This window comes from Streptomyces sp. NPDC051913, from assembly GCF_044593635.1.
Classification (GTDB): domain Bacteria; phylum Actinomycetota; class Actinomycetes; order Streptomycetales; family Streptomycetaceae; genus Streptomyces.
In genome coordinates, this window is the sequence record NZ_JBIUCI010000003.1 from 415,355 (window position 1) to 436,754 (window position 21,400).

The 21,400-nt window shown below is 70.8% G+C and carries 17 protein-coding genes; 12 read left to right on the forward strand and 5 right to left on the reverse strand.

Annotated elements, in window-relative coordinates:
• Positions 1 to 246: 246 nt before the first annotated feature.
• Entirely contained in the window at positions 247 to 690 is a 444-nt protein-coding gene (locus ACIHIX_RS10945) for a hypothetical protein (RefSeq protein WP_399952962.1), read from the forward strand.
• Between the two features lie 67 nt (positions 691 to 757).
• Here ACIHIX_RS10945 and ACIHIX_RS10950 read toward each other — a convergent pair whose 3' ends face one another.
• On the reverse strand, positions 758 to 1,291 hold the full coding sequence (locus ACIHIX_RS10950; protein WP_399952965.1) for an SH3 domain-containing protein: 534 nt from the start codon (positions 1,289 to 1,291) through the stop codon (positions 758 to 760).
• Between the two features lie 156 nt (positions 1,292 to 1,447).
• On the opposite strand from ACIHIX_RS10950, the gene ACIHIX_RS10955 reads away from it, so the two are divergent.
• The gene (locus tag ACIHIX_RS10955; protein ID WP_399952968.1) at positions 1,448 to 1,981 is read left to right on the forward strand and encodes a hypothetical protein; all 534 of its coding nucleotides are present in this window, start codon (positions 1,448 to 1,450) and stop codon (positions 1,979 to 1,981) included.
• On the opposite strand, the gene ACIHIX_RS10960 is transcribed toward ACIHIX_RS10955, so the two are convergent.
• Positions 1,896 to 3,224, reverse strand: a complete 1,329-nt coding sequence (locus tag ACIHIX_RS10960; protein WP_399952971.1) for a PLP-dependent aminotransferase family protein — start codon at positions 3,222 to 3,224, stop codon at positions 1,896 to 1,898. The two genes, ACIHIX_RS10955 and ACIHIX_RS10960, sit on opposite strands and share 86 nt — an antisense overlap.
• Positions 3,225 to 3,322: 98 nt before the next feature.
• Between ACIHIX_RS10960 and ACIHIX_RS10965 the strand changes: the two genes are divergently transcribed.
• From ACIHIX_RS10965 to ACIHIX_RS10975, 3 genes are read left to right on the forward strand one after another with little or no spacing between them, the layout of a single operon-like run.
• Positions 3,323 to 4,072, forward strand: coding sequence for an alpha/beta fold hydrolase (locus ACIHIX_RS10965; RefSeq protein WP_399952974.1), 750 nt, complete (start codon positions 3,323 to 3,325; stop codon positions 4,070 to 4,072).
• 52 nt (positions 4,073 to 4,124) lie between these two features.
• Complete coding sequence (locus tag ACIHIX_RS10970; protein WP_399953784.1) at positions 4,125 to 5,084, forward strand: endonuclease/exonuclease/phosphatase family protein; 960 nt, start codon at positions 4,125 to 4,127, stop codon at positions 5,082 to 5,084.
• 14 nt (positions 5,085 to 5,098) lie between these two features.
• Positions 5,099 to 7,036 carry an FUSC family protein gene (locus tag ACIHIX_RS10975; protein ID WP_399952977.1) on the forward strand — a complete coding sequence of 646 codons (1,938 nt, stop codon included), beginning with the start codon at positions 5,099 to 5,101 and terminating at the stop codon, positions 7,034 to 7,036.
• 219 nt (positions 7,037 to 7,255) lie between these two features.
• On the opposite strand, the gene snpA is transcribed toward ACIHIX_RS10975, so the two are convergent.
• Positions 7,256 to 7,891 (reverse strand): snapalysin, encoded by a 636-nt coding sequence (gene snpA / locus ACIHIX_RS10980; RefSeq protein WP_399952979.1) that lies wholly within the window; start codon positions 7,889 to 7,891, stop codon positions 7,256 to 7,258.
• A 141-nt stretch (positions 7,892 to 8,032) separates the two neighbouring features.
• Here snpA and ACIHIX_RS10985 point away from each other — a divergent pair, with 141 nt between their 5' ends.
• Positions 8,033 to 8,977 carry a LysR family transcriptional regulator gene (locus tag ACIHIX_RS10985; RefSeq protein ID WP_399952982.1) on the forward strand — a complete coding sequence of 315 codons (945 nt, stop codon included), beginning with the start codon at positions 8,033 to 8,035 and terminating at the stop codon, positions 8,975 to 8,977.
• Between the two features lies 1 nt (position 8,978).
• Here the strand turns inward: ACIHIX_RS10985 and ACIHIX_RS10990 are convergent, their stop codons facing one another.
• Positions 8,979 to 11,054 (reverse strand): PhoX family protein, encoded by a 2,076-nt coding sequence (locus ACIHIX_RS10990; RefSeq protein ID WP_399952985.1) that lies wholly within the window; start codon positions 11,052 to 11,054, stop codon positions 8,979 to 8,981.
• Between the two features lie 282 nt (positions 11,055 to 11,336).
• On the opposite strand from ACIHIX_RS10990, the gene ACIHIX_RS10995 reads away from it, so the two are divergent.
• The 3 genes from ACIHIX_RS10995 (at position 11,337) to ACIHIX_RS11005 (ending at position 15,693) form a co-directional block, all read left to right on the forward strand.
• A complete protein-coding gene (locus ACIHIX_RS10995) occupies positions 11,337 to 13,061 on the forward strand; it encodes a VWA domain-containing protein (protein WP_399952988.1) in 1,725 nt (574 codons plus the stop codon).
• A 130-nt stretch (positions 13,062 to 13,191) separates the two neighbouring features.
• The gene (gene metG, locus ACIHIX_RS11000; RefSeq protein ID WP_399952990.1) at positions 13,192 to 14,907 is read left to right on the forward strand and encodes a methionine--tRNA ligase; all 1,716 of its coding nucleotides are present in this window, start codon (positions 13,192 to 13,194) and stop codon (positions 14,905 to 14,907) included.
• A 30-nt stretch (positions 14,908 to 14,937) separates the two neighbouring features.
• Positions 14,938 to 15,693, forward strand: a complete 756-nt coding sequence (locus tag ACIHIX_RS11005) for a toll/interleukin-1 receptor domain-containing protein (RefSeq protein WP_399952993.1) — start codon at positions 14,938 to 14,940, stop codon at positions 15,691 to 15,693.
• Here the strand turns inward: ACIHIX_RS11005 and ACIHIX_RS11010 are convergent.
• Complete coding sequence (locus ACIHIX_RS11010) at positions 15,683 to 17,044, reverse strand: polysaccharide lyase family 1 protein (RefSeq protein WP_399952996.1); 1,362 nt, start codon at positions 17,042 to 17,044, stop codon at positions 15,683 to 15,685. The two genes, ACIHIX_RS11005 and ACIHIX_RS11010, sit on opposite strands and share 11 nt — an antisense overlap.
• 149 nt (positions 17,045 to 17,193) lie before the next feature.
• Between ACIHIX_RS11010 and ACIHIX_RS11015 the strand changes: the two genes are divergently transcribed.
• The 3 genes from ACIHIX_RS11015 (at position 17,194) to ACIHIX_RS11025 (ending at position 21,386) form a co-directional block, all read left to right on the forward strand.
• Positions 17,194 to 17,658 (forward strand): hypothetical protein, encoded by a 465-nt coding sequence (locus tag ACIHIX_RS11015; RefSeq protein WP_399952998.1) that lies wholly within the window; start codon positions 17,194 to 17,196, stop codon positions 17,656 to 17,658.
• A gap of 86 nt (positions 17,659 to 17,744) precedes the next feature.
• Complete coding sequence (locus ACIHIX_RS11020) at positions 17,745 to 18,110, forward strand: PH domain-containing protein (protein ID WP_329336908.1); 366 nt, start codon at positions 17,745 to 17,747, stop codon at positions 18,108 to 18,110.
• Positions 18,111 to 18,272: 162 nt separating this feature from the next.
• Positions 18,273 to 21,386 (forward strand): FG-GAP repeat domain-containing protein, encoded by a 3,114-nt coding sequence (locus tag ACIHIX_RS11025; RefSeq protein WP_399953001.1) that lies wholly within the window; start codon positions 18,273 to 18,275, stop codon positions 21,384 to 21,386.
• Positions 21,387 to 21,400: the final 14 nt, after the last annotated feature.

Sequence of the window (21,400 nt, forward strand, 5' to 3'; positions counted from 1 at the left end):
CCTAGGGCCTGTCCGGCGGATCGTGCCGCAGACGCGGGGTCCGGCATGCCCGTCGCGCCGAGCCCCGCTCACCGGCGCCACATGCGGTGGCGCCGGTTTCCTGCGGCCTGATCCGCCGGACAGGCCCTCGCCCGTGCTTCATGCACGTCAGCGAAGCACGGGGCGACCGGGCCCGCACTCCGACTTGCCAGGCCCCTCTCCCAGGTGTGCTCTGGTAGGCGGGGGCGAGGAGAGAGGAGTCCTCTCATGGCTCATGCGGCACCCGCGTCCGGCGGCCCGGTCCGAATGGCCGGCGGTTCGCCCGATGTCTTCAGCCCACAGGTCCACCTGGCGGCGCGGTACGGGATTCCCGTCGTCCTGGGGCTCGTCTACGGCTACTGGGCCGCCGCCAACCGGCGCGGCGGCGGCGAGATCACCGGCTGGAACATCCTGTTCGGCTTTGTGACGGCGCTGGCGTTCATCGTGCTGTGCATCGCGGTGGCGACGTTCGCCCCGCTGCTCAAGCGCGAACTGCACTCGCTGGTGAAGTCCGCGTTCGCGGGCGCGGCGGTCGGCTTCCTCTACAGCCAGACCGGCGAGAGCGTGCTGCGGTCCGCGGCGCTCGGACTGGTGGTCACGGCGGGCGTCTTCGCCGTGTTCTTCTACCGCTACTACACGCGCGAGGACGGCGAGGGCAACCGCATCCGCTGACGCCTCGGCGAGCTCGGCAGAAGGGCCCGGCAGCAGCTGCCGGGCCCTTCTGTCTCCCTCTCTCTCATCACCCGCCCGGGGCGAGTACCGAGGACCCGGTCACACTCCAGCTGAAGGAGCCGGAGAAGGTCCAGGTCCCGGAAGCGGACACGCTCCAGGAGTCGTTCTCGTACGGGTCGTCCCAGTTGGTCCAGGAGCCGTCCTTCCACTGGGGACACGGATCGGAGCAGCTCGGCACCCCTTGCCCTCCGGTGTCGACGAACTCGGCGCTCGCCCATCCCTGGGCGCCGACGAGCCAGTACCAGTAAGGGTTGCCGTTGACCCTCTGCCCCTGGACCTTGCAGTCCACGCGGTCCTGGCTCCAGGGTGAGAGCTGGTCCACGACGGGCGAGTGTGTGGTGGGCGCGGCTCTCACATTGAGGTCGACGCCGGAGACGATGGTGCCCCAGATCGGACCGCCGGATCCGCCGCCTCCGCCATGTCCGTCGGCGTAGGTCGGCGGGGTGGCGGCTGCGGCCGTGGTGCCCGCTCCCGCGGCGACGAGAGTGCCGCCGGTGAGCAGGGCCGCGGCCAGGGTCCGCAGGGCCGGAGTGGTGCGCATGAATCGGCCTCCTTCTCCCCAGAACCAGGAAACACCCGTTCGGGTGAACCCTCCACCGGAGAGCGGGAGGGCTTGGGGGGACCGGGGTGTGACGCCGTACGCCCGGATGGAGTCACCCCGCTCGCGGCGGCGTCGCCCGCGCCGTTGCCTGAAGAGGTGCGTCCACGTCTTCGCAACGCCCTCTCGGCCACGCTCATCGCCCTGGCCTGTCTGCTCGTGCCGTTCAGTGTGGTGTCGGCCTGGGCGGCGTACTGGGTGACCGTCGAGCTGGCCCAGGTCAGACGTCAACTCACCGACGCCTATGTGCCGTTCGACCTCGCCGGTTTCTGGCTGCCCGTCAGCGCGCTGGTCCTCGCCGCCGCCGGCATCGCGGTCGCCGCCTGCCGACGCCGCGCGGTGACGGCGACCTCGCTGGGCACGGCGCTCGGCGGCGCGCTGCTCGGGCTCGCGGTCGCCCTCGGCCGCCGGATGACCCTCGCCGACCTGCCCGACGACGACCATCGCGGCGCCGCCGGCGTCATCTACGACGCCCTCACGGCCACCCTGCGCACGGTCTCCTGGCTGCTGGTCGCCCTCGGTCTCACGGCGGCCTGCGCGACCTGGCTCACCGCCCGCTACGCGCGACGTCGGCGAGTGTCCGCAGCGCCCGTCGCAGATCCGGCACCGCGGCCGACGCCAGGCCGAGCCTGACCGCGTCCGGCGTCCGGTGCGGGTCCACGGCGAACGCGGGCCCCGGTGTCACGGCGATCCCGTGCGCCGCCGCGGCGGCCGTGAAGGTGTCGGCCCGCCACGGTGCGGGCAGCTCCCACCAGGCGTAATACACCTGCGGATGGGCCCGTACGGCGAACCCGTCGAGCTCCTCGCCGACGATCCGCTGCCGCAGCGCCGCGTCCGCCCGCTTCGCCTCGACGAGCCGCTCCACCACCCCGGCCGCCATGAGCCGCACGGCCGCCTCCAGCGCGAACCGGCCCGCGCTCCACCCGCCGGACCGGATCGCGGCGGCGACCGCGTCGACCCGGTGCTCCGGTACGACCGCGAACCCGACGGTGAGCCCCGGCGCGACCCGCTTGGACAGGCTGTCGACGACGTGGGTGAGGGCGGGGGCATGGGCGGCGAGCGGGGTGGGGGCGTCGGGGTGCAGGAAGGACCAGATGCGGTCCTCCACGACGGGCAGGCCCAAGTCGCCGACGACCCGCGCGAGTTGCCGCCGCCGCTCGTCGCTCATGGTCAGGGACGTCGGGTTGTGGAGCGTCGGCTGGAGGTAGAGGGCGGACAGCGGGGCCGTGCGGTGGACGGCGAGGACGGACTCGGGCAGCGGCCCGTCCGTGTCGGCGGCCAGCGGCACCAGGACGACGCCGAGCCGGGCGGCGATCTCCTTGACCAGGGGGTAGGTGAGCGGCTCGACGCCGATCCGGCCGCCGGGCCGGACGAGGGAGGCGAGGGTGGCGGCGATGGCCTGGCGGGCGTTGCCGGTGAACAGCACGCGGTGGGGTTCGGGGCGCGGGCCGGTGGGCGCGAGGAGGCTCGCCACGGCCTCCCGCGCGGGCGCGGTGCCGGTCGCCGCGGCCGGGAGCAGCGCCTCGGCGAGGACGTCAGGCCGCAGCAGGGGCGCGAGAAGCGGGGCGAGCAACTCGGACTGCCCGTCCGCGACCGGGTAGTTGAGCTCCATGTTCACCGGCGCGGCACCCGCCCGCTCGATGAGGGCACGGCCGCTGGGGTCGCTCGGGGCGGCCCGCACGAAGGTGCCGCGGCCGACCTCCCCCACGACCAGGCCCCGCCGTACGAGTTCGGCGTACACGCGTCCCGCCGTCGACCCGGCGATCCCGCGCCGTCGCGCGAACTGGCGTTGCGGCATGAGGCGTTGGCCGGGCTTGAGCCGTCCGGCGGTGATGTCGTCGGCCAGCCGGTCGGCGATGGCCCGATAGTCGTCCACACTTCCCCCACTTGCGCTTGCTGCCGTACCACTCGCGATTGCACCGAGGGCAAAGATCTTATTGCACCGAGGTGGGGGAGCGTCCTAGGGTCGGGATCATGACCGATCCCGCGCCTCTGGTGCTGATCCACGGCCACCCCTTCGACCACACCATGTGGGCCCCGCAGATCGAGGCGTTCTCCGGCGGTCGCCGGGTGATCGCCCCCGACCTGCGCGGCTATGGCACCTCCCCGGTCCTCCCCGGGGTGAGCGGGTTCCCCGAATTCGCCCGCGACATCGCGGCGCTGCTGGACGAACTGCGGGTCCCGGCCGCCGTACTGGCGGGCCTGTCGATGGGCGGCCAGGTCGTCATGGACTTCCACCGCCAGTTCCCGGACCGGGTCCGCGGCCTGGTCCTCGCCGACACGTTCACGGCACCCGAGACCCCCGACGGGGTCGCAGCCCGCAACGCGACGGCGGACCGGCTGCTGCGCGAGGGCCTGGACGGATACGCCGAGGAGGTGCTGGAGAAGATGGTCGCCCCGTACGCGACCGCGGAGGTCAAGGCCCACGTCCACCGCATGATGACGGCGACCTCCCCCGAGGGCGCCGCGGCGGCCCTGCGGGCCCGGGCGCTGCGCCCCGACTACCGCGACCTGCTGACCCGGGTGAAGGTCCCGGCGCTGGTCGTGGTCGGCACGGACGACGAGTACACCCCGGTCTCCGACGCCGAGGCGATGCACGCGGCACTCGCCGACTCCGAGCTGCTGGTGGTCTCCGGGGCGGCCCATATGCCGAACCTGGAACGACCTGAGGAGTTCAACGCGGCGCTGGCGACGTTCCTGACACGGATCGACGGCCGATCGTAGTCTCGGGTCCGTGACGTACCAGTCCATCACGGGGGAAACCGATGTACGCGCGATGCCGGAGAAGCGGAGCGGCAGACGGGCCGGGATCTGGCTCGGCGGGCTGCTGTTCGCCGCCGTGAGCGTGGTCGTCGGATGCCGTACCGCCGACACGGACGCCCTCACCCCCGTACCCCAGTTGCTGGCCTTCCTGCCGTGGCTGCTGGTACCGACGGGGCTGGGACTGCTGCTCGCGCTGCTCGCGCGGTGGTGGGTGGGCCTCGTCTGGGGAGTGGCGCTGCTCGGCCTGCTGGCGTGGTTCATCGAGCCGTACGGGAAGATCAGCGAGCCCGACGGCAGGGTGCTCGCCTCGCTCCGCGTCCTCACCTCCAACGTCGAGTTCGGGCGTGGCACGGGCGCCCTGGTGGACGTCGTGCGCCGGGAGAAGCCGGACGTCGTGTTCGTCCAGGAGTGCGAGTACACCTGCGAGGCGGAGCTGAAGCGGACCCTCGGGGTCGCCTACCCGAACCGGTCGACCGTGCCGGGCGCGGGCTCCGACGGCTCGGAGATCCTCAGCCGCTACCCGCTCGCCGCGGCCGCCCCGGTGCCCGGCACGATGGGGATGCCGGGAGCCGTGGCGGACGTGGACGGACACGCCGTACGGCTCCAACTCGCCCATCCGATGCCGCCGTTGCCGGGTCAGGTGGACCTGTGGAAACGGGAGCTGAGGTCGCTGCGGGAGTTCGCGGCACGGCACGCGGACGCACCTCTGCTTCTCGCCGGTGACTTCAACGCCTCCCAGGACCATGCCGCGTTCCGCCGCGTCCTCGACGCCGGTCTCCACGATGCCGCGCGTCTGGCCGGCCACCCCCGCACCCCGAGCTGGCCGGCCCGCACCGCCCCGACGCTGGGCGCGCAGATCGACCACGTCCTGGTGTCGGCGGACTTCTCCTGTGAGCGCGCCCGTTTCCTGGACCTGGCCGACACCGACCACCGGGCGCTGCTGGTGGAGCTGGACCTGCACCAGGGCGGATGACGTGTAATAGGCCCATGTCCAGAGAGTTCCCCATCGGCCTCACCCCTCCCGACTGGCTGGTCAGGAACCTCCGGTCCCAGCCCGCCCCCATCAACTGGGCGGCCGTGGCCCGCGCCTCGATCGCGATGACCCTGCCGCTGGCCGTCGGCCTGGCCATGGGCAAGGTGGAGTACGGCGCCCTGGCCTCCATGGGCGCCCTGTCCGGCGTCATCGGCGACACGGCGGACGCGTACCGCATGCGCATCCTCAACATCGCCATCCCGCAGCTGTTCGGGGCGGTGGGCGTGACGGTGGGCTCCCTGGTGTTCGGCGAGGGATGGCTGGCGGTGGCCGTGGTGACGCTGGTCGCCCTGCTCTCCGGGATGATCTCGACGATCGGCGCGGTGGCGTCGGTGTCAGGGCTCCTGCTGCTGCTCAACTCCGTCGTCGGAGCGGGGCTGCCGATGCCGGGCGAGTGGTGGCTGGCACCGCTGCTGATGACGGGCGGCGGCCTCCTGGTCCTCGCCCTGGCGCTGCTGGCCTGGCCGCTGCGGTCCGGCGTACCGGAACGGGCGGCGGTGGCGGCCACGTACCGCACGGTCGCGACACTGATGGCGGCCTGCGGCAGGGAGGAGTACGACGAGGCCCGGCACACCGTCACCCAGTCCCTGAACCAGTCGTACGACCTCATCCTCGCCCGGCGCGCCCGCCATCACGGCCGAAGCCCCGACCTGACCCGTCTGCTGGCGCAACTGAACGCGATCACGCCGGTGGTGGAGGCGGCCCCGGCGGCGCACGTCACGGGCGAACCGCTCCCGCCGGAGGTCCCCGAAGCGGTGCGCCACCTGGCGTCAGCCGTGGAGACGGGCTACCAGGGCCCGATAGCCCTCCACCTGCCCACCCCCACCTCGGAGACCACCCGCGCGGTGGACCACGCCCTGCGCCACGCGGCGGAGGTGGTCAGGACCCCGGACGTCGACCCCGCCGGCCTCGACGACCGCCTCGGCCGCCCGGCGGCGCTGCGCGTCCGCGCGGCGCGCGCGACCCGCAACGTGGCGCTGTCGGCGGCGTCCTGGCGCTACGGCCTGCGCCTGGCCCTGTGCATCGGCGTGGCCCAGGTCCTGGTGTCGATCCTCCCGGTACCCCGCTCGTACTGGGTGGCCCTGACCATCACGTTCGTCCTGAAACCGGACTTCGGCTCGGTCTTCTCCCGTGCGCTGCTCCGCGCGCTCGGCACGGTGGCGGGCCTGGTGATCGCGGCGGCGGTCCTGGCGGAGGTGCCGAGGGGCTGGTGGGACATCCCGGTGATGCTGCTGCTGGCCCCCCTGATCCCCGCGCTCACCCCCCGGGGCTACGGCTACCAGACAGCCGCGATCACCCCGGTGATCCTGCTCCTCTCGGACATCCTGAACCACCAGGGCACCGCCCTCCTCATGCCCCGCCTCCTGGACTCCCTGATGGGCTGCGGCATCGCCCTGATCGCGGGTTACCTGCTCTGGCCGGAGAGCTGGCACACCCGCGTCGGCGACCGCCTGGCGAAGGCGGTGGACGACACGGCGACGTACGTCGAATCAGCCTTCGGCGGCGACCCGACGGATCCCCCGTCCCGAGCCCGCATGCGCCGCGGCCTCTACCGCGACCTCTCGGTCATCCGCACAGAGTTCCAACGCGCTCTGACCGAGCCACCCCCCACCGGCCGCCGCGCGGCGGCGTGGTGGCCGCTGGTGGTGGCGGTGGAACGCATCGTGGACGCGACGACAGCGGCCCGCGTCCGCACCAAACACGGCGCACCCCTCCCGTCGGAGGCGGAGGTGACCCAAGTGGTGCTGCAACTGCGCGATTTGGCGGAAGGAGTCCGGAAAGCAGAAACCCTCTACGCAGTCCGCACAGACCTGACGGGCCCCTCGGGAAGCGTCCTCGAACCCCTCCGCCAGGAACTGGCAGCGGCTCGGGCCATCGCTTCGCCGCGGTGAGGGGGCCGGGCCCCTGAATCAGCCGAAGAACGATGCGCTGCATGGTGCGAGGCGTAAGTTCCATGCACGCCACAACCCCTGTCACGTACGCATCGCCCGAGTCGGACGCGTCCGGCCCCACAGGTCTGCGTTGAAGACGCCGGCCCCACACACAAGGGTGCGGCCGCCCTGTGCAGGAGGGCGGCCGCACCTGTGGGGGGTGGGGTCAGGTCGGGTGGGTTACTTCTGGAGGGACTTTTCCATCGCCGCGGCCAGGCCGTTGGCCCAGAGCTGGTTGACTCTGGAGCGTTCCGTGGCGTTCGGCTGGGCATTGGTGCAGGACGTGCCCGGGCCGCCGCCGGACATGAGTTCGCTGCACGGGCCGGAGTAGTGGTCGGGGAGGCCGAGGACGTGGCCGGTTTCGTGGGCCGTGACGCGGGTGGAGTTGTACTGCTGGTTCTGGGCGTAGTCGAGGAAGATGTAGCCGCTGCCGTGGCCGTCCGTGGAGGCGTAGGAGCCTCGGGAGTCGTTGCCCTCGCGGTAGGTGAAGTCGGCTGACGACGACGTGCCCGACTGGAGTTTCACGTTCGACACCGCGCTGTTCCATATCTGCGTGCTGCGCGCTATCTGGGTGCTGAACGTCGGGGCGCGGGAGGCGTCGTAGATCACCGTCACGGCTGCCGTGCTGGTCGGGTTCGCGGCGCGCTTCTCCGCGACCGAGGCCAGGACCGCCTGGAAGAAGGCGTCCGTCGTGTCCGTCGACGTGGCCTTCGCCGTGAAACCGGCCGTCGTCGGCGCTGCTGACGCCGACGGAACTGACATACCCAGCGCGGCTGTTGTGAGGACGGCCGCGAGGGCGTACGTGTGCTTGCGCATCGAGGACTCCTTGGTGGGGGGTGAGTCGTCGATGTGAGTCTCGGGGGGCGTGCGGCGGTTGGGATGATGGCAATCGGTGATAGGGCCGGGCTATCGGCAACCTCTGGTGAAAGCTGTGACTCCGCTTTACGCTCCCTGGGCATGGAGCTCGAGGTGAGGCATCTCCGTGCGCTGTGCGCCATAGCCGACACCGGCAGTCTGCACCGCGCGGCGAGACAACTGGGTGTCGCACAGCCCTCGTTGAGCACGCAGTTGAGACGCATCGAGGAAGGGCTGGGCGGGGCGCTGTTCTGGCGGGAGCGTAGTGGGTGCCGGCCGACCCCGCTCGGGCGGCTCGTGCTCAGCCGGGCCCGGCCGCTCGTCGCCGAACTGCGCTCACTGGTCGCCGAGGCGCGGGCCGCCGCCGCGGGAGGGCCACAGCTGCGGGTCGGGTCCACCGCCAGCCGTGCGCTCGCCGGGTGGCTGCGACGGCTGCGGGGACGGGGGCAGGAGCCGACCCTGCACATGGACGTCTCACCCAACGCCCTGCTCCGCATGGTCGCCGACGGGCAGCTGGACGTCGTGTTCGTGCACGAGGTGGAGGGTTCGCCGCTGCGCATCCCGGAGGGGCTGCGGTTGCGGGTGCTGGTGGAGCGGGAACCGCAGTTCGTGTCGCTGCCCGCCGATCATCCGGCGGTCGCGAAGGCCGATGTCGCCCTCGCCGACCTGGCGCACGATCGCTGGATGATCGACCCGACCGTCGACGGCGAATGGGACGCCGTGCAGCGGATGTTCCGGGTGGCCGGAATCAACCCCCGCGTGCTGTACGGGGATTACCACACCGCCGCCGCCCTGGTGGCCACCGGCGAGGTCGTCACCGTGTGCCAGCCGTCCTGTCTGCCCCGCCCCGAGATGGCCGTACGGCGCCTCGACGGCGACCCGCTCGGGGTGCGGCTGCTGCTCGCCGCCCGTACGGAGACGGACCTCGACGGGGTGCATCCCGCGCTGGAGGAGGCGTACTGGGAGGCCGCGCGGGAGGCGCCGGCGTACCGGGAGTGGCTGGAACGGTCCGCTGTCCCGGCCCCAGCCACCCCGATGACCGGCTGACTCAGACGCCGATGTCCTCGCCGTCCTTGCGCCACACGGCGACGACCGCCGGGCGCACGATCTTCCCCGGGCCGTCGGGCCAGGTGCTGGCCGGGTTCTCCACCGTCGCACCGGTGATCTCGCCCGGGTGCTGCACGGCGACCAGGACGCGGCGGTCCTGGATGACCGGGCCGCAGGTCTCCGCGCCGGTCGGCATGGTCAGGAACTGCTTCAGCTCACCGCGCCGGTCCCCCTTGGTCGCGACGCCGAACAGGCCGTCGTGGGAGCCGAGCTGGTTGCCGTCGGTGGAGATCCAGAGGTTGCCGTACGGGTCGAAGGCCACGTTGTCCGGGCAGGAGATCGGGCTGACCCGGTCCTTGGGGAACCCGGCGAAGTAGGTGGCGGGGTCGGTCGGGTCGCCCGCGACCAGGAAGAGCGACCAGGCGAACGCGTCGCTCTCCGGGCGGTTGCGGCGCTCGGTCAGCTCCAGGATGTGCCCGTGCTTGTTGGCGCTGCGCGGGTTGGCCTCGTCGGCCGCCGGGTAGCCGGTGAGGCCGCGGTTGGTGTTGTTGGTGAGGGCGACGTAGACCTTGCCGGAGACCGGGTTGGGCTGGATGTCCTCGGGGCGGTCCATTTTCGTGGCGCCGGCCTTGTCACCGGCGAGACGCGTGAACACGAAGACCTCGTCGGCGGTCATGCCGTCCACATGCGAGACGGCGCCCTTGGCGGTCGCGGTGGCCAGCGGGATCCACACGCCGCTGCCGTCGAACTCGCCGTCGGCCGGGAGCTTGCCGGTGCCGTCGATCTCGATGGTCGGGGAGTCACCGGTCAGCTTGGCGACGTACAGCGTCCCCTCGTCGAGAAGGGAGAGGTTGTGCTCACGGACGGCGCGCGAGGTCCCCTTCTTCACCCGCTTGCTGCTGACGAACTTGTAGAAGTAGTCGAAGCGCTCGTCGTCGCCGGAGTAGACGACGGGGCGTCCGTCGGCGGTCAGCCGGACCGTCGCGGCCTCGTGCTTGAAGCGGCCGAGGGCGGTGTGCTTGCGCGGGGTGGACGTGGGGTCGTACGGGTCGAACTCGACGACGTACCCGAAGCGGTGCACCTCGTTGGGCTCCTGGGCGACGTCGAAGCGCTTGTCGAACCGCTCCCACTTGCGCTCGCTCGCGCCGGTGCCGATGCCGTACCGCTTGTCCGTGGCGCGGCCGCTGTTGGCGAAGTACTGGTTGAAGTTCTCCTCGCCGTGCAGCGTCGTGCCCCAGGGGGTGGTCCCGCCGGAGCAGTTGTTCAGCGTGCCCAGCACCTTGGTGCCGGTCGGGTCGGCGGAGGTCTTCAGGAGGTCCGAGCCGGCGGCGGGGCCGGTGAGCCGGAACTCGGTGGTGGCGGTGACGCGCCGGTTGAGGGGGTGGCGGGGGACGGCGGTGAGCTTGCCGCTCTTCCGGTCCTCCTCGACGACGACCGCCGACAGTCCGTGCGCGGCCCAGGCGATCTCGACCTGCTCGCGGGTGGGGTTGGCGGCGTCGTAACCACGGAACATGAGCACCTCGTCGGTGTACTCGTGGTTGGCGACGAGGAGCTGCTTGCCGTGGCCGAGCGGGAGCAGGGCGAGGAAGTCGTTGTTGTACCCGAACTGGCCGGCCTGCGCGGCGGCCGTCTGCTTCTCCGGGTCGAAGGCGGGCGCGCCCCGCAGAATGGGCTCGCCCCAGCGGATGACGACGTTCTGCGCGTAACCGTCGGGGACGGTCACGGCGTCGGCGGTGTTGGGGGCGACGGGGGTGTAGCGCAGACCGCGGGCCGCCTTGCTGCCGCGACCCGGCCTGTACGAGGTGGCCGGCGCCGTGCCGGTCGCGGCGTGGGCCTGCGGGGCGGCGGCGACGCTCGCGCCGGCCGCGGCGGCCACGGTGACGACGGCGGCGGTCCGCATCATGGAGCGGCGGCTGAGGGCGCCGGCGATGACGTCACCGACGTACTCGTTGCCACTGGTGTTGGGCACCTCGTGGAAACAGGCGTTGCCGCACCGGTAGAGGCAGGTCATGGCGGAACGGCCGCCCTGGTGTCCGTCGGACGACGGCGTACTGATCAACGGCAGCGGTATACGCACTTTGTCTTCCCCTTGCTTCCCCATGGACTCCCCTTGAATCCGCGCCTCGGACGCTAGGGGGGTGGGGGTGCGGGAGCGGGGACTGGTGGTGAACGCGCGGTGAATCCGGAGTTGCCGGGTGGGAGTTGGGGGTGGGTTGCGCAGTAAGACCGAATACGGGCCTTGACTGGAGCGGCCTCCGGTGCCCTCCCCGGCCCAAGATCTCCCTCCGGGGCCGCTAACCTTACGTGTCCGTCCTGGCCAGGGATTTACGGGCATCAACTCATGCGAAGGGTTGCGCACATGGGCATTCTCACTCTCCTGCGGAACGCGTTCGGCCGGTCACGCAAGGGGCGTACCGCCGAGGCAGAGGGTGCGGAGGGGACGCAGCCGACAGCTCAGCCGACGGTGCCCTCCCCGTCCCCCGAGCCGGAGCCGTCCCGGGTGTCGGCGGAGGTTCCGGAGCAGCGTGCGTCGGCAGCGACGTCCGCTTCGACGTCCGCTTCGACGTCGCTCTCGACCAAGGACGAGCACGATCTGGTCTCGGCGGCCTTCGACAACGTCTCGGTGCCTAAGCCGGCGGCGCCGGCGGTTGCCGGGGAGACGGTGGCTGAGGCGGAGACCGAGGCGGCGGAGGCTGAGACTGCGCCGATCGCGGAAGCCGAGGAGACGGTGGCTGAGGTCGTTGAGGCTGAGGCCGAGCCGGTGGGCGTGGTGGCGGAGCCCGCGGCTGAGGTCGAGGGCGCGACCGTGACGGAGGCGGAGACCGTCGAAGAGGCCACCCCCGCCGAGGAGACCACGGCCGCCGCCCAGGAACCCGCGGCGGAGGAGACGCCCGCCGCGGAAACCACGCCTGAGCCGGTCGCCGAGGCGGAGGCGGTCGCGGAGACCGTCAGCGAGCCGGTCGCGGAGACCGTCGCCGAACCGGTCGCGGAGATCCAGCCGGAGCCCGAGGCCGAGCCGGTCGCCGAAGCCGAGCCCGTCGCGGAGACCGAGCCGGAGCCGGAGGCCGCCCCCGCCGACGAGCCCACGGCCGTCCAGGAGACCGGCACGGAGGAGGCGCCCGCCGCCGAGGAGCCGGAGCCGGTCGCGGAGACCGAGCCGGAGACCACGCCGGAACCGGAGCCGATCACCGGGGACGCCCCCGAGCCGGTCGCCGAGGTCACTCCCACCCCCGAGCCGGAGAGCAAGCCCGCCCCGGAGCCGGTGGCCGAAAGCACCCCGGAGCCCGAAGCCGCCGCCGAGGCCGAAACAGCCCCCGCCTCCACCCCCGAACCCACCCCGATCGCCGCAGCCGCCGACGGCGAGGCCGCCCCGCAGGGGCCACCCGCAGTCGACGACGAAAGCGGCACGGACGGTGCGGGTGGGAACACCTCGGACGCCGACGGCGAAGCCGAGGCCGACGCGGACGCGGTCAGCACCGCCCTCGCCAAGGCCGGCCTCACCACCGCCCGCGCCAGGACCTACCTCGTCCTCGACCGCTCCGCGAGCATGCGCGCGTACTACAAGGACGGCTCCGCCCAGGCCCTCGCCGACCAGACTCTCGCCCTCGCCACCCGCCTCACCCCGGCGGACAGCGACCCCTCGGTCCACGTCGTCTTCTTCTCCACGGAAGTGGACGGCACGATCGACCTCACCCCCGCCTCCCCCAAGGACGCGATCGACGAGGCGCACGCCGGCCTCGGCCGCATGGGCCGCACCAGCTACCACGCAGCCGTGGAAGCCGTACTCGCCCACTACGACAAGACGACCACCCCCGACGCGAACGCCCCCGCCCTCGTCGTCTTCCAGACCGACGGCGCCCCCGACGCGAAGACCCCCGCCACCCAGGCCCTGACCGAGGCCGCGAAGAGCCACCCCTCCGTGTTCTTCTCCTTCGTCGCGTTCGGCGAGCACGAGAACAAGGCCTTCGACTACCTCCGCAAGCTGAAGACCGACAACACGGCCTTCTTCCACGCGGGCCCCACCCCCAAGGAGCTCACGGACGCGGAGCTCTACGACGGCGTACTGATCGACTGGCGCCCGTAACAACACTCGTAGCAACACCCGTGCCGCCCGCTTCTCACCCCGTAATACGGGAAGCGGGCGGCATACACATGTCGGCTACGATTTCAAGGTTCGAAAACCCGAAACAGAACCGACCTGGGAGCAGCCCCCGATGGCTCGACACCTCATCACCAGCGCCCTTCCCTACATCAACGGGATCAAGCACCTGGGCAACATGGTGGGGTCCATGCTCCCGGCGGACGTGTACTCCCGGTACCTCCGCCAGCGCGGCCACGACGTCCTCTACATCTGCGCCACCGACGAGCACGGCACCCCGGCGGAGCTCGCCGCGAAGGAGGCCGGACTCAGCGTCGCCGAGTTCTGCGCGCAGGCGCACGACGCCCAGAAGGCGGTCTACGACGGCTTCGCACTCGCGTTCGACTACTTCGGTCGCAGCTCCAGCGAGCAGAACGTCGAGATCACCCAGCACTTCGCCCGCCGCCTCAACGAGAACGGGTTCATCGAGGAGCGGGCGATCCGCCAGGTGTACAGCCCCACCGACGGCCGCTTCCTCCCGGACCGCTATGTCGAGGGCACCTGCCCCCACTGCGGCTACGACAAGGCCCGCGGCGACCAGTGCGAGAACTGCACCCGGGTCCTCGACCCCACCGACCTGATCAACCCGCGCTCCGCGATCTCCGGCTCCACCGATCTGGAGGTCCGTGAGACCAAGCACCTCTTCCTCCTCCAGTCGAAGCTCCAGCACGAGGTCGAGGAGTGGGTCTCCCGGCACGAGGCCGAGTGGCCGCAGCTGGCCTCCTCCATCGCCCGCAAGTGGCTGACCGAGGGCCTGCACGACCGTGCCATCACCCGTGACCTGGACTGGGGCGTCCCCGTCCCCGCCGACACCTGGCCGGAGCTGGCGGCCGAGGGCAAGGTCTTCTACGTGTGGTTCGACGCCCCGATCGAGTACATCGGCGCGACGAAGGAGTGGTCCGACCTGGACCCGGAGAACCGGGACTGGAAGTCGTGGTGGTACGAGGCGGACGACGCGGTTCGCTACACGGAATTCATGGCCAAGGACAACGTCCCCTTCCACACGGTCATGTTCCCGGCGACCGAACTCGGCGTCCGTGAGCCCTGGAAGAAGGTCGACTACGTCAAGGCCTTCAACTGGCTGACGTACTACGGCGGCAAGTTCTCCACCTCCCAGAAGCGGGGCGTCTTCACCGACCAGGCCCTGGAGATCCTCCCGGCCGACTACTGGCGTTACTTCCTCATCGCCAACGCCCCGGAGTCGGACGACTCGTCCTTCACCTGGGAGCACTTCACCGCCACGGTCAACAAGGACCTCGCCGACACCCTCGGCAACTTCGTCAACCGCGTCCTGTCCTTCTCCCGCAAGCGCTTCGGCGACGACGTCCCCGAGGGCGGCACCCCGGGCGAGGCGGAGGCGAAGCTGGGCGAGGAGATCGCCCGCCTCCTCGGCGAGTACGAGACCCAGATGGAGGCCCTCCAGTTCCGCAAGGCCGCGGCGGCGCTGCGCGCCCTGTGGTCGGCCGGCAACTCCTACCTGGAGGAGAAGGCCCCCTGGCTGGAGATCAAGACCGACAAGGACGGCGCCGCGCTCACGCTGCGCACGGCGATGAACCTGATCCACCTCTACTCGGTGGTCTCGGAGCCCTTCATCCCGGCCACGTCCGCGGCCATGCGCCAGGCCTTCTCCCTCGCCGACGACACCGCGACCTGGGTGTCGCAGGAGGAGGCGAAGGCCCTGACCTCCGTCCCGGCCGGCACCCCCTTCACCGTCCCCCCGGTCCTCTTCGCCAAGCTCACGGACGAGGACCTGGAGACGTACAAGGAGCGCTTCGGCGGCACGGCGGAGTAAGCGGGTACCCAGCGGACGGGGGCCGGGAACGTGCTGAAGATCTTCCTCTGTCACTCCTCGGGGGACAAAGAAGACGTACGACGCCTGCGGAGGCAACTGCTGTCCGCGGGCTTCCAGCCCTGGCTCGACGAGGAGGACATCCTCCCGGGCCAGGACTGGGACCGTGAGATCCGCCGTGCGATCCGCGCCTCCGACCTGGTCCTGGTCTGCCTCTCACGGGCTTCGGTCACCAAGACCGGATACGTCCAGAAGGAGATCGGCCTCGTCCTCGACTTCGCCGACCACCAGCCCGAGGGCACGATCTACGTCATCCCGGCCCGCCTGGAGGACTGCGAGGTCCCGGAGCGGTTGCAGAGGTGGCACCGGGTGGATCTGTTCACGGAGGACGGTTTCGGGAGGCTGCTGCGGTCGCTGGCGCTGGTCAGGGGCACCTCCGTCGGCATCCGGTACGACGGGGTCTATGCGCATCCGGATGGGGCGGACTCAGCGTTCACGCAGATGCTCAGGTTCTTCGCAGACGGCACTGTGCGGGGTGTGACGGTCGCCTATCCCCTCGAAAAGGCCCTGACATGGTTCAACCGGCCCCATCCGAGCCCGGGTACAGGGCGATATCAGATCGACGGCGACCGCGTCACGCTCGCGACCACGAACATCTACGGCACGGTCGAACGGAACGGCACCATCCGCGAAGAGGGTGCGGAGCTGCACCTCCACACCCTCAGCCGCATCAACGGCCATCAGTCCGACGGCGTATGGCGGTTCCTACCCCTTCAGCTCACGAAGTGAGAACGCCCGCCCCCGCCGTCTTCCCCAGCGACGTCGGCAGGTTGGTCACCGCCGAGCCCGACTCCAGCCCCGCCGTCAGCGTCGGCGTCCAGTTGACGGTCGTCTTCAGGTCCTTCGACGACGCGGCGTTGTAAGCAGCCACCAGGTCCGTCACCGTGCCGTTGACGAGGTTGCCGCTGCCCTTGATCGAGCCCGTGCCGTCGCCGCTGAGGAGCTTGGCGACCTTCACGCTCGACGGGACCTTCCAGTAGTTGTTCTCGGCCACGACCTGGGCCTTCGCCCGCGAGTTGATGCTGTACTGCACCGCGTATCCGTTCAGCGGCGTGACGTCGTAGTAGTTGTTGTAGATGTGGATCTGGCCGACCCGGGAGAGCGGGGCGCGCTGGACGATGCCCTTGTAGACGTTGTGGTGGAGGGTGACGCGCAGCTTGCCGGCCGGCTCGCTGTCGCTGCTGCCGATCAGGGTCGTCTTGTCGTGGTTGGAGAAGACGTTGCGGGAGATCGTCACCAGGTCCGAGCTCTTCGTGACGTCCAGCTCGCCGTCGTGGATCTGGTACTCGCGGCCGTAGTACTCGGGGTTCGCCGAGTCCAGGTGCGGGGTGTCGGTGAACGTGTTGTGGTCGGCCCAGACATGGGTCGCCCCGCGCAGGGTCACCGCGTCGTAGTTGGAATTCCAGTTGCCGTCGTCGCCGTCGGTCGGGTCCCACTGCGGGAAGCAGTCCTCGGTGGCGGCGAAGGTGAGGTTGCGGACGATGACGTTGTCGACGTTCTGGATCTGGAGCATGGCGCCGCTCAGACCGGGGTTCGAGCCCGGGACGCCGACGATCGTCGTGTTCGCCGGGACCTTGAGGACGACGTTCTTGGCCTGCTTGGTCTGGGCGGCGGCGCGGGCCTTCTCCTGGGTGCCGGAGGGGAGCTTGGAGCGGCCGTAGGTCGAGGGGTCGTACGCCTTCAGGTACGAGGTGAGGGAGTAGCCGGTGCCCGAGGCGTAGTCGGCGCAGGTCAGCTTCTTGCCGGCGTCGTCGGTGTTGGCGTCGATCGTGCCCTTGACCTTGATGATCCGGGGGGTGGTGTCCGACGCCGAGCCCAGCGCCTTCACCAGCTGGGCGTGGGTGGAGACGGTGAAGGTGTGCGCGGCGTCGGCCTTCGTGCCGCCGGTCGTGCCGGTGCCGGAGGACGCCCAGCCGTCCTTCGCGGCGAGCGTCTGGTGGTACAGGTCGGCGGCGGCGGTGGTCCCGGCGTTCGCGTTCATCACTACGACACCGGCGCCGACGCCCGCGGCCACGGCGGCGGCGGTGACGACGAGGGTGCGCCGCTTGCGCAGGGAACGGCGGTGGGAAGGAGCAACCACAGGTGAGTCCTTACGTACTTGGGGGGGTACTTCCGACTGTTCTGTGGTCGTGGAGATCCAAAAGGTTGCCGTAAAACTTTGGGTCGGTCGGTGATCAAGTTGTGGCCAGGGGGCGGAACTTGCCAGGAAACATACGTATGGTTTGCGCCATGGCAGTACCTGGGATCATCCCGATCGCCTACGAGCCGCACGGCCGTACCGAGGCCATCGGGCTTTACACGGAGGGGCAGTTCCTGGGGTCGGTCACCTACGCCTTCCCCAAGGGCTTCCGGCCGGACGACGGCTGGGAGGAGCAGAAGCGCCTCTACTCCGTGCTGCACACCTTCGACGCCGAGGGCGGTTACCGCGACTCGGAGATCTGGTGTGCCGGGACCTGGGCCGAACAGCAGCGGGACGGCTCCGTGCTGGCGCGCGCCCGGGCCCATCTGGCGACGCGGCTGCGCAGCCTGCCCCGGCGGACCTACACCGACATCGCGATACGGCCCTTCGAACTCGTCGTGGACGGCGTGCTGTTCGGGCTCGTCACCGGGGAGGAGGACGGGGAGGGGTGGGCCGAGCTGTATCCCGACCGGCTGGGCTTCGGGGCGCCCTGGGACGGGAGTTACGACGCGTGACGATCACTATTCCTCCACATGTTCTAGGCAGGGGCCCCGGCAACGCGCTATACATGCCCGAAGATCACTAGTGGGGGGTTTCATCCATGGCACTTTTCGGCAACGCGCACACCATCGACCCGGGCCAGGCGGCCTCGGACTTCGCCAAGCTGCTGGGCGCGGGTGAGGGCGTGCAGGCGGCGTACCAGCTGGTGCGCGACGTCATCATGTTCACCGACCGTCGGCTGATCCTGGTCGACAAGCAGGGCATCACCGGCAAGAAGGTCGAGTACCACTCCGTCCCGTACCGCAGCATCACGCACTTCGCGGTGGAGACGGCCGGCACCTTCGACCTCGACGCCGAGCTGAAGATCTGGGTCTCGGGCCAGTCGGTGCCGATCCAGAAGACGTTCACCAAGGGCGTCGACATCTACGAGGTGCAGGCGATCCTCACGCAGTACGTCGCGCGCTGACATCCGGCTCGCGTGTCCCGACGCCCCCGAAGTCCTCTTCGGGGGCGTCGGCATGTACCCGGGTGAGGTCGGGTCAGGGGCACCGCGGCGACTTTAGGAAGTCTTGGTAATATCCGGCCACTTGTGCGAGGGCAGGGGCTCTCGCAGGGGAGGGAACCTCACGTGGGCAGACACGCCCTGAGACGGGGCGGCCTGGCCGCTGCCGTCTCCTCGCTCGCGGTCGCCGTCGCGGCCGCATCCGTGGTCGTCCTGTCGGAGGGCGGCGATTCCGCGGAGGCGGCCGAGGCCGCCGGCACCACCACGGTCACCCTGACCGACCCCAGCAGCACCACACCGCGCACCGACCGCCCGTACGTCGACGGCGACACCGGCTTCCTGCACCGGCAGACCGGCCGGAACGGGCTGCTGTGGACCGACTTCGCGACCGGCGCGACCGTCACGGTCGAGAACGCCGACGGCGTCTACACGCCGGGCACCGGCTGCACCGTCATCGGCTCGGAGTGCCGTACGGCCTGGTACGGCGTGGACGCCGACCTGGTCGCCCTGCCGGCCACGGCCACCGACGCGTACGCCACCCTCTGGGACCCGGCGACGGCCACCTCGAAGAAGGTGAGCTGGAACAGCTCGCTCCAGTACGGCCAGGGCTACTACCGGGCGCTGGCCGGCGACACGATCGTCACCACCAACTCCCTGATCGACCGGGTCGACGGCGAGTGGCGCACCCGCAAGGTCACCGGCGACACGGTGAACATCCAGTCCGAGGGCGTCCTCGCGGCCGACGCCTCCGGGCTGCTCGTGCAGAACAGCACCTTCGGCTCGCTCCACTACATCGACCTCGCGTCGGCCGTGAGCACCCAGGCCTTCGAGAGCGGCACCAGCAACGCGACGTACCTGATGAGCGGGGACCGTGTCGGCTGGTACTACAACGGCACCGCCGAACTGCACCTGAAGTCCCGCACCGACCTCACCGCCGCCGAGCAGGTGATCACCCTGCCCGCCAACCCCGGCGCCCTCGACGGCGACCCGGTCCTGGTCGGCGACTGGCTGGTGCTGCCGCTGTCCTCCAGCGCGCTCGGCTCGAAGCTGATCGCGGTGAACATCACCGACCCCACCCAGCAGCGGACGCTGCTGGAGAGCGCCGGCGCGTACACGCTGGCCGCCGGTGACGGCACCGCGCTGGTCAGCGGCGGCACCGACGCCACCGACTGGTGGGTGCGGCGGGTGAGCCTGGCCGAGGACGGCACGCCCGCCCTGGAGAAGGTGTCGCAGGCCCCGGCGCTGGAGAACGCCAAGACCGGCATCGCGCTCAGCCGCGGCAGCCTGCGCGTCGCCGAGTCCGACCGCACGACGTCCGTGCGCGAGCTGTCCACCAACGGCTCCACCGCGCTGAAGGCGTACGACGCCACCGCCGACGCCTCCTACAACTCCATGGCCGTCTGCCCGTACGCCGACACCACCTGCGCGCCGCTGTGGGGGAACGTCAACGGCGAGGACGTCTACCTCGACACCAACGGCGGCACCGACGAGGGCGAGGGCCTGGGCGACGACCGGCTGGTCGCGATCGGCGGCCACGAACTGGACTTCGGCGGCCGGGACGGCGCGATCGTGGACGTCTCCGACGACTACGCCGTCTACGACTCCGGCGGTACGTCGCCGGTGCAGTACGTCGGCGAGTTCGGCCAGGGCGAGAGGCTCAAGCGGTCCGTGCGGGCCGCGGCCCTCAACGGCTCCACCCTCTGGAGCGCCACCTCCACCGCCGGCAAGCTCACCTCGTACAGCATTCCGCTGGCGAAGACGCTCTCCACGGTGACCGTGCCGGGCCTGGCCTGCGTGCCGAGCGAGCTCCAGGCGGCGGGCCGCTGGGTGTACTGGGCGTGCGGCACGGACTCGGCGGGCGTGTACGACACGAAGGCCGCCACGGCGACCGCGGTCGCCCCCGGTGACGTGCTCCTCGGGGACGGCTTCACGGTCCGCCACGACCACGCCGCCCGCACCCTGGTGCTCACCGAGGCGGCCACCGGCACCACCCGCACGGTCGCCTCCGGCCTGCCCGACAACGGCCTGACCGTGGACCGGCGCTACCGCTGGACCGTGGACGAGTACTCGGGCCTGGTGGCCTGGTTCGACGAGTACGAGCGCACCCATGTCGCCACCGCGGGCGTCACCCCGTCCGCGCTGACGGTCTTCGAGACGCAGACCGGCGACTACGTCTCCTCCGGGACGAAGTTCGAGGGACTGTGGCTGCTGTCCCGCCCGGTCAGCTCCTGGTCGGTGACCTTCACCTCGGTCCAGAGCGGCGCGAAGGGCAAGGTCACCACCACCGTCAAGGGCGCCGGGGCCAAGGCGTGGGTGACGACCAACTGGTACGGCACCACGGTGACCGGGGACCGCTTCCCGAACGGTGCCTTCACCTGGACCCTGAAGGGGACCGCGCTCGGCACCTCGACCGAGGTCACGGCGGCCACCGGCAAGGGCTTCCTCCAGAACGGGGCGGCGGTCCGGCGCGACTTCGTCAGCCCCGACGGCCCCGACGGCCGCGGCGATCTGCTCACCCTCAACTCCTCCGGCGGCCTGACCTTCCAGTCCGGCACCGGCACCGGCAAGTTCGGCGACAAGTACACGGGCACCGGCTGGGCCACGTCCGTCAAGGCGATCCCGTTCGGCGACCTGAGCGGCGACCGCTGCAACGACGTCCTGGTCCGCTACAGCTCCGGCGCACTGCGCCTGTACAAGCCGGGCTGCGGCAAGGCGGTCAAGCCCTCGACCTCCTACACCACGCTCGCGACCAGCGGCTGGACGCAGTACGACGTGCTGACCTCGCCCGGCGACATCAGCGGTGACGGCCGCCCGGACCTGATCACCCGCAACGCGTCGACGGGAACCGTGTACCTCTACAAGGGCACCGACACCGGCAAGCTGTCGTCGCGCGTCAAGCTCTACGACAACTGGAAGGGCTACAAGAAGATCGTCGGCGCCGGCGACCTCAACGGCGACGGCATCGGCGACCTCCTCGCCCAGGACAAGTCCAACGTCCTGTACCGCTACGACGGCAAGGGCGACGGCACCTTCAAGGCCCGCGTGAAGCTCTTCACCGACTGGGGCGGCTCGTACAACGTCGTGGTCGGCGTCGGCGACATCACCGACGACGGCAAGCCGGACATCGTGTCCCGCGACACGAGCGGCAACCTGTACCGCAACAGCGGTGACGGGAAGGGGTCGTTCGGGGCTCGGGTGAAGATCGCGACCGGGTTCGGCGGGTACAAGTCGCTGTCGTAGGACGGTGGTTCGTG

Excerpts from the sequence above, each read along its gene's own strand:
- ACIHIX_RS10975 (WP_399952977.1), top strand. The coding sequence starts at position 5,099 with ATGTCCAGAGAGTTCCCCATCGGCCTCACCCCTCCCGACTGGCTGGTC.
- ACIHIX_RS10985 (WP_399952982.1), top strand. The coding sequence starts at position 8,033 with ATGGAGCTCGAGGTGAGGCATCTCCGTGCGCTGTGCGCCATAGCCGAC.
- ACIHIX_RS10995 (WP_399952988.1), top strand. The coding sequence starts at position 11,337 with ATGGGCATTCTCACTCTCCTGCGGAACGCGTTCGGCCGGTCACGCAAG.
- ACIHIX_RS11015 (WP_399952998.1), top strand. The coding sequence starts at position 17,194 with ATGGCAGTACCTGGGATCATCCCGATCGCCTACGAGCCGCACGGCCGT.
- ACIHIX_RS10970 (WP_399953784.1), top strand. The coding sequence starts at position 4,125 with ATGCCGGAGAAGCGGAGCGGCAGACGGGCCGGGATCTGGCTCGGCGGG.
- ACIHIX_RS10965 (WP_399952974.1), top strand. The coding sequence starts at position 3,323 with ATGACCGATCCCGCGCCTCTGGTGCTGATCCACGGCCACCCCTTCGAC.
- ACIHIX_RS10950 (WP_399952965.1), bottom strand. The coding sequence starts at position 1,291 with ATGCGCACCACTCCGGCCCTGCGGACCCTGGCCGCGGCCCTGCTCACC.
- ACIHIX_RS10945 (WP_399952962.1), top strand. The coding sequence starts at position 247 with ATGGCTCATGCGGCACCCGCGTCCGGCGGCCCGGTCCGAATGGCCGGC.
- metG (WP_399952990.1), top strand. The coding sequence starts at position 13,192 with ATGGCTCGACACCTCATCACCAGCGCCCTTCCCTACATCAACGGGATC.
- ACIHIX_RS11020 (WP_329336908.1), top strand. The coding sequence starts at position 17,745 with ATGGCACTTTTCGGCAACGCGCACACCATCGACCCGGGCCAGGCGGCC.
- snpA (WP_399952979.1), bottom strand. The coding sequence starts at position 7,891 with ATGCGCAAGCACACGTACGCCCTCGCGGCCGTCCTCACAACAGCCGCG.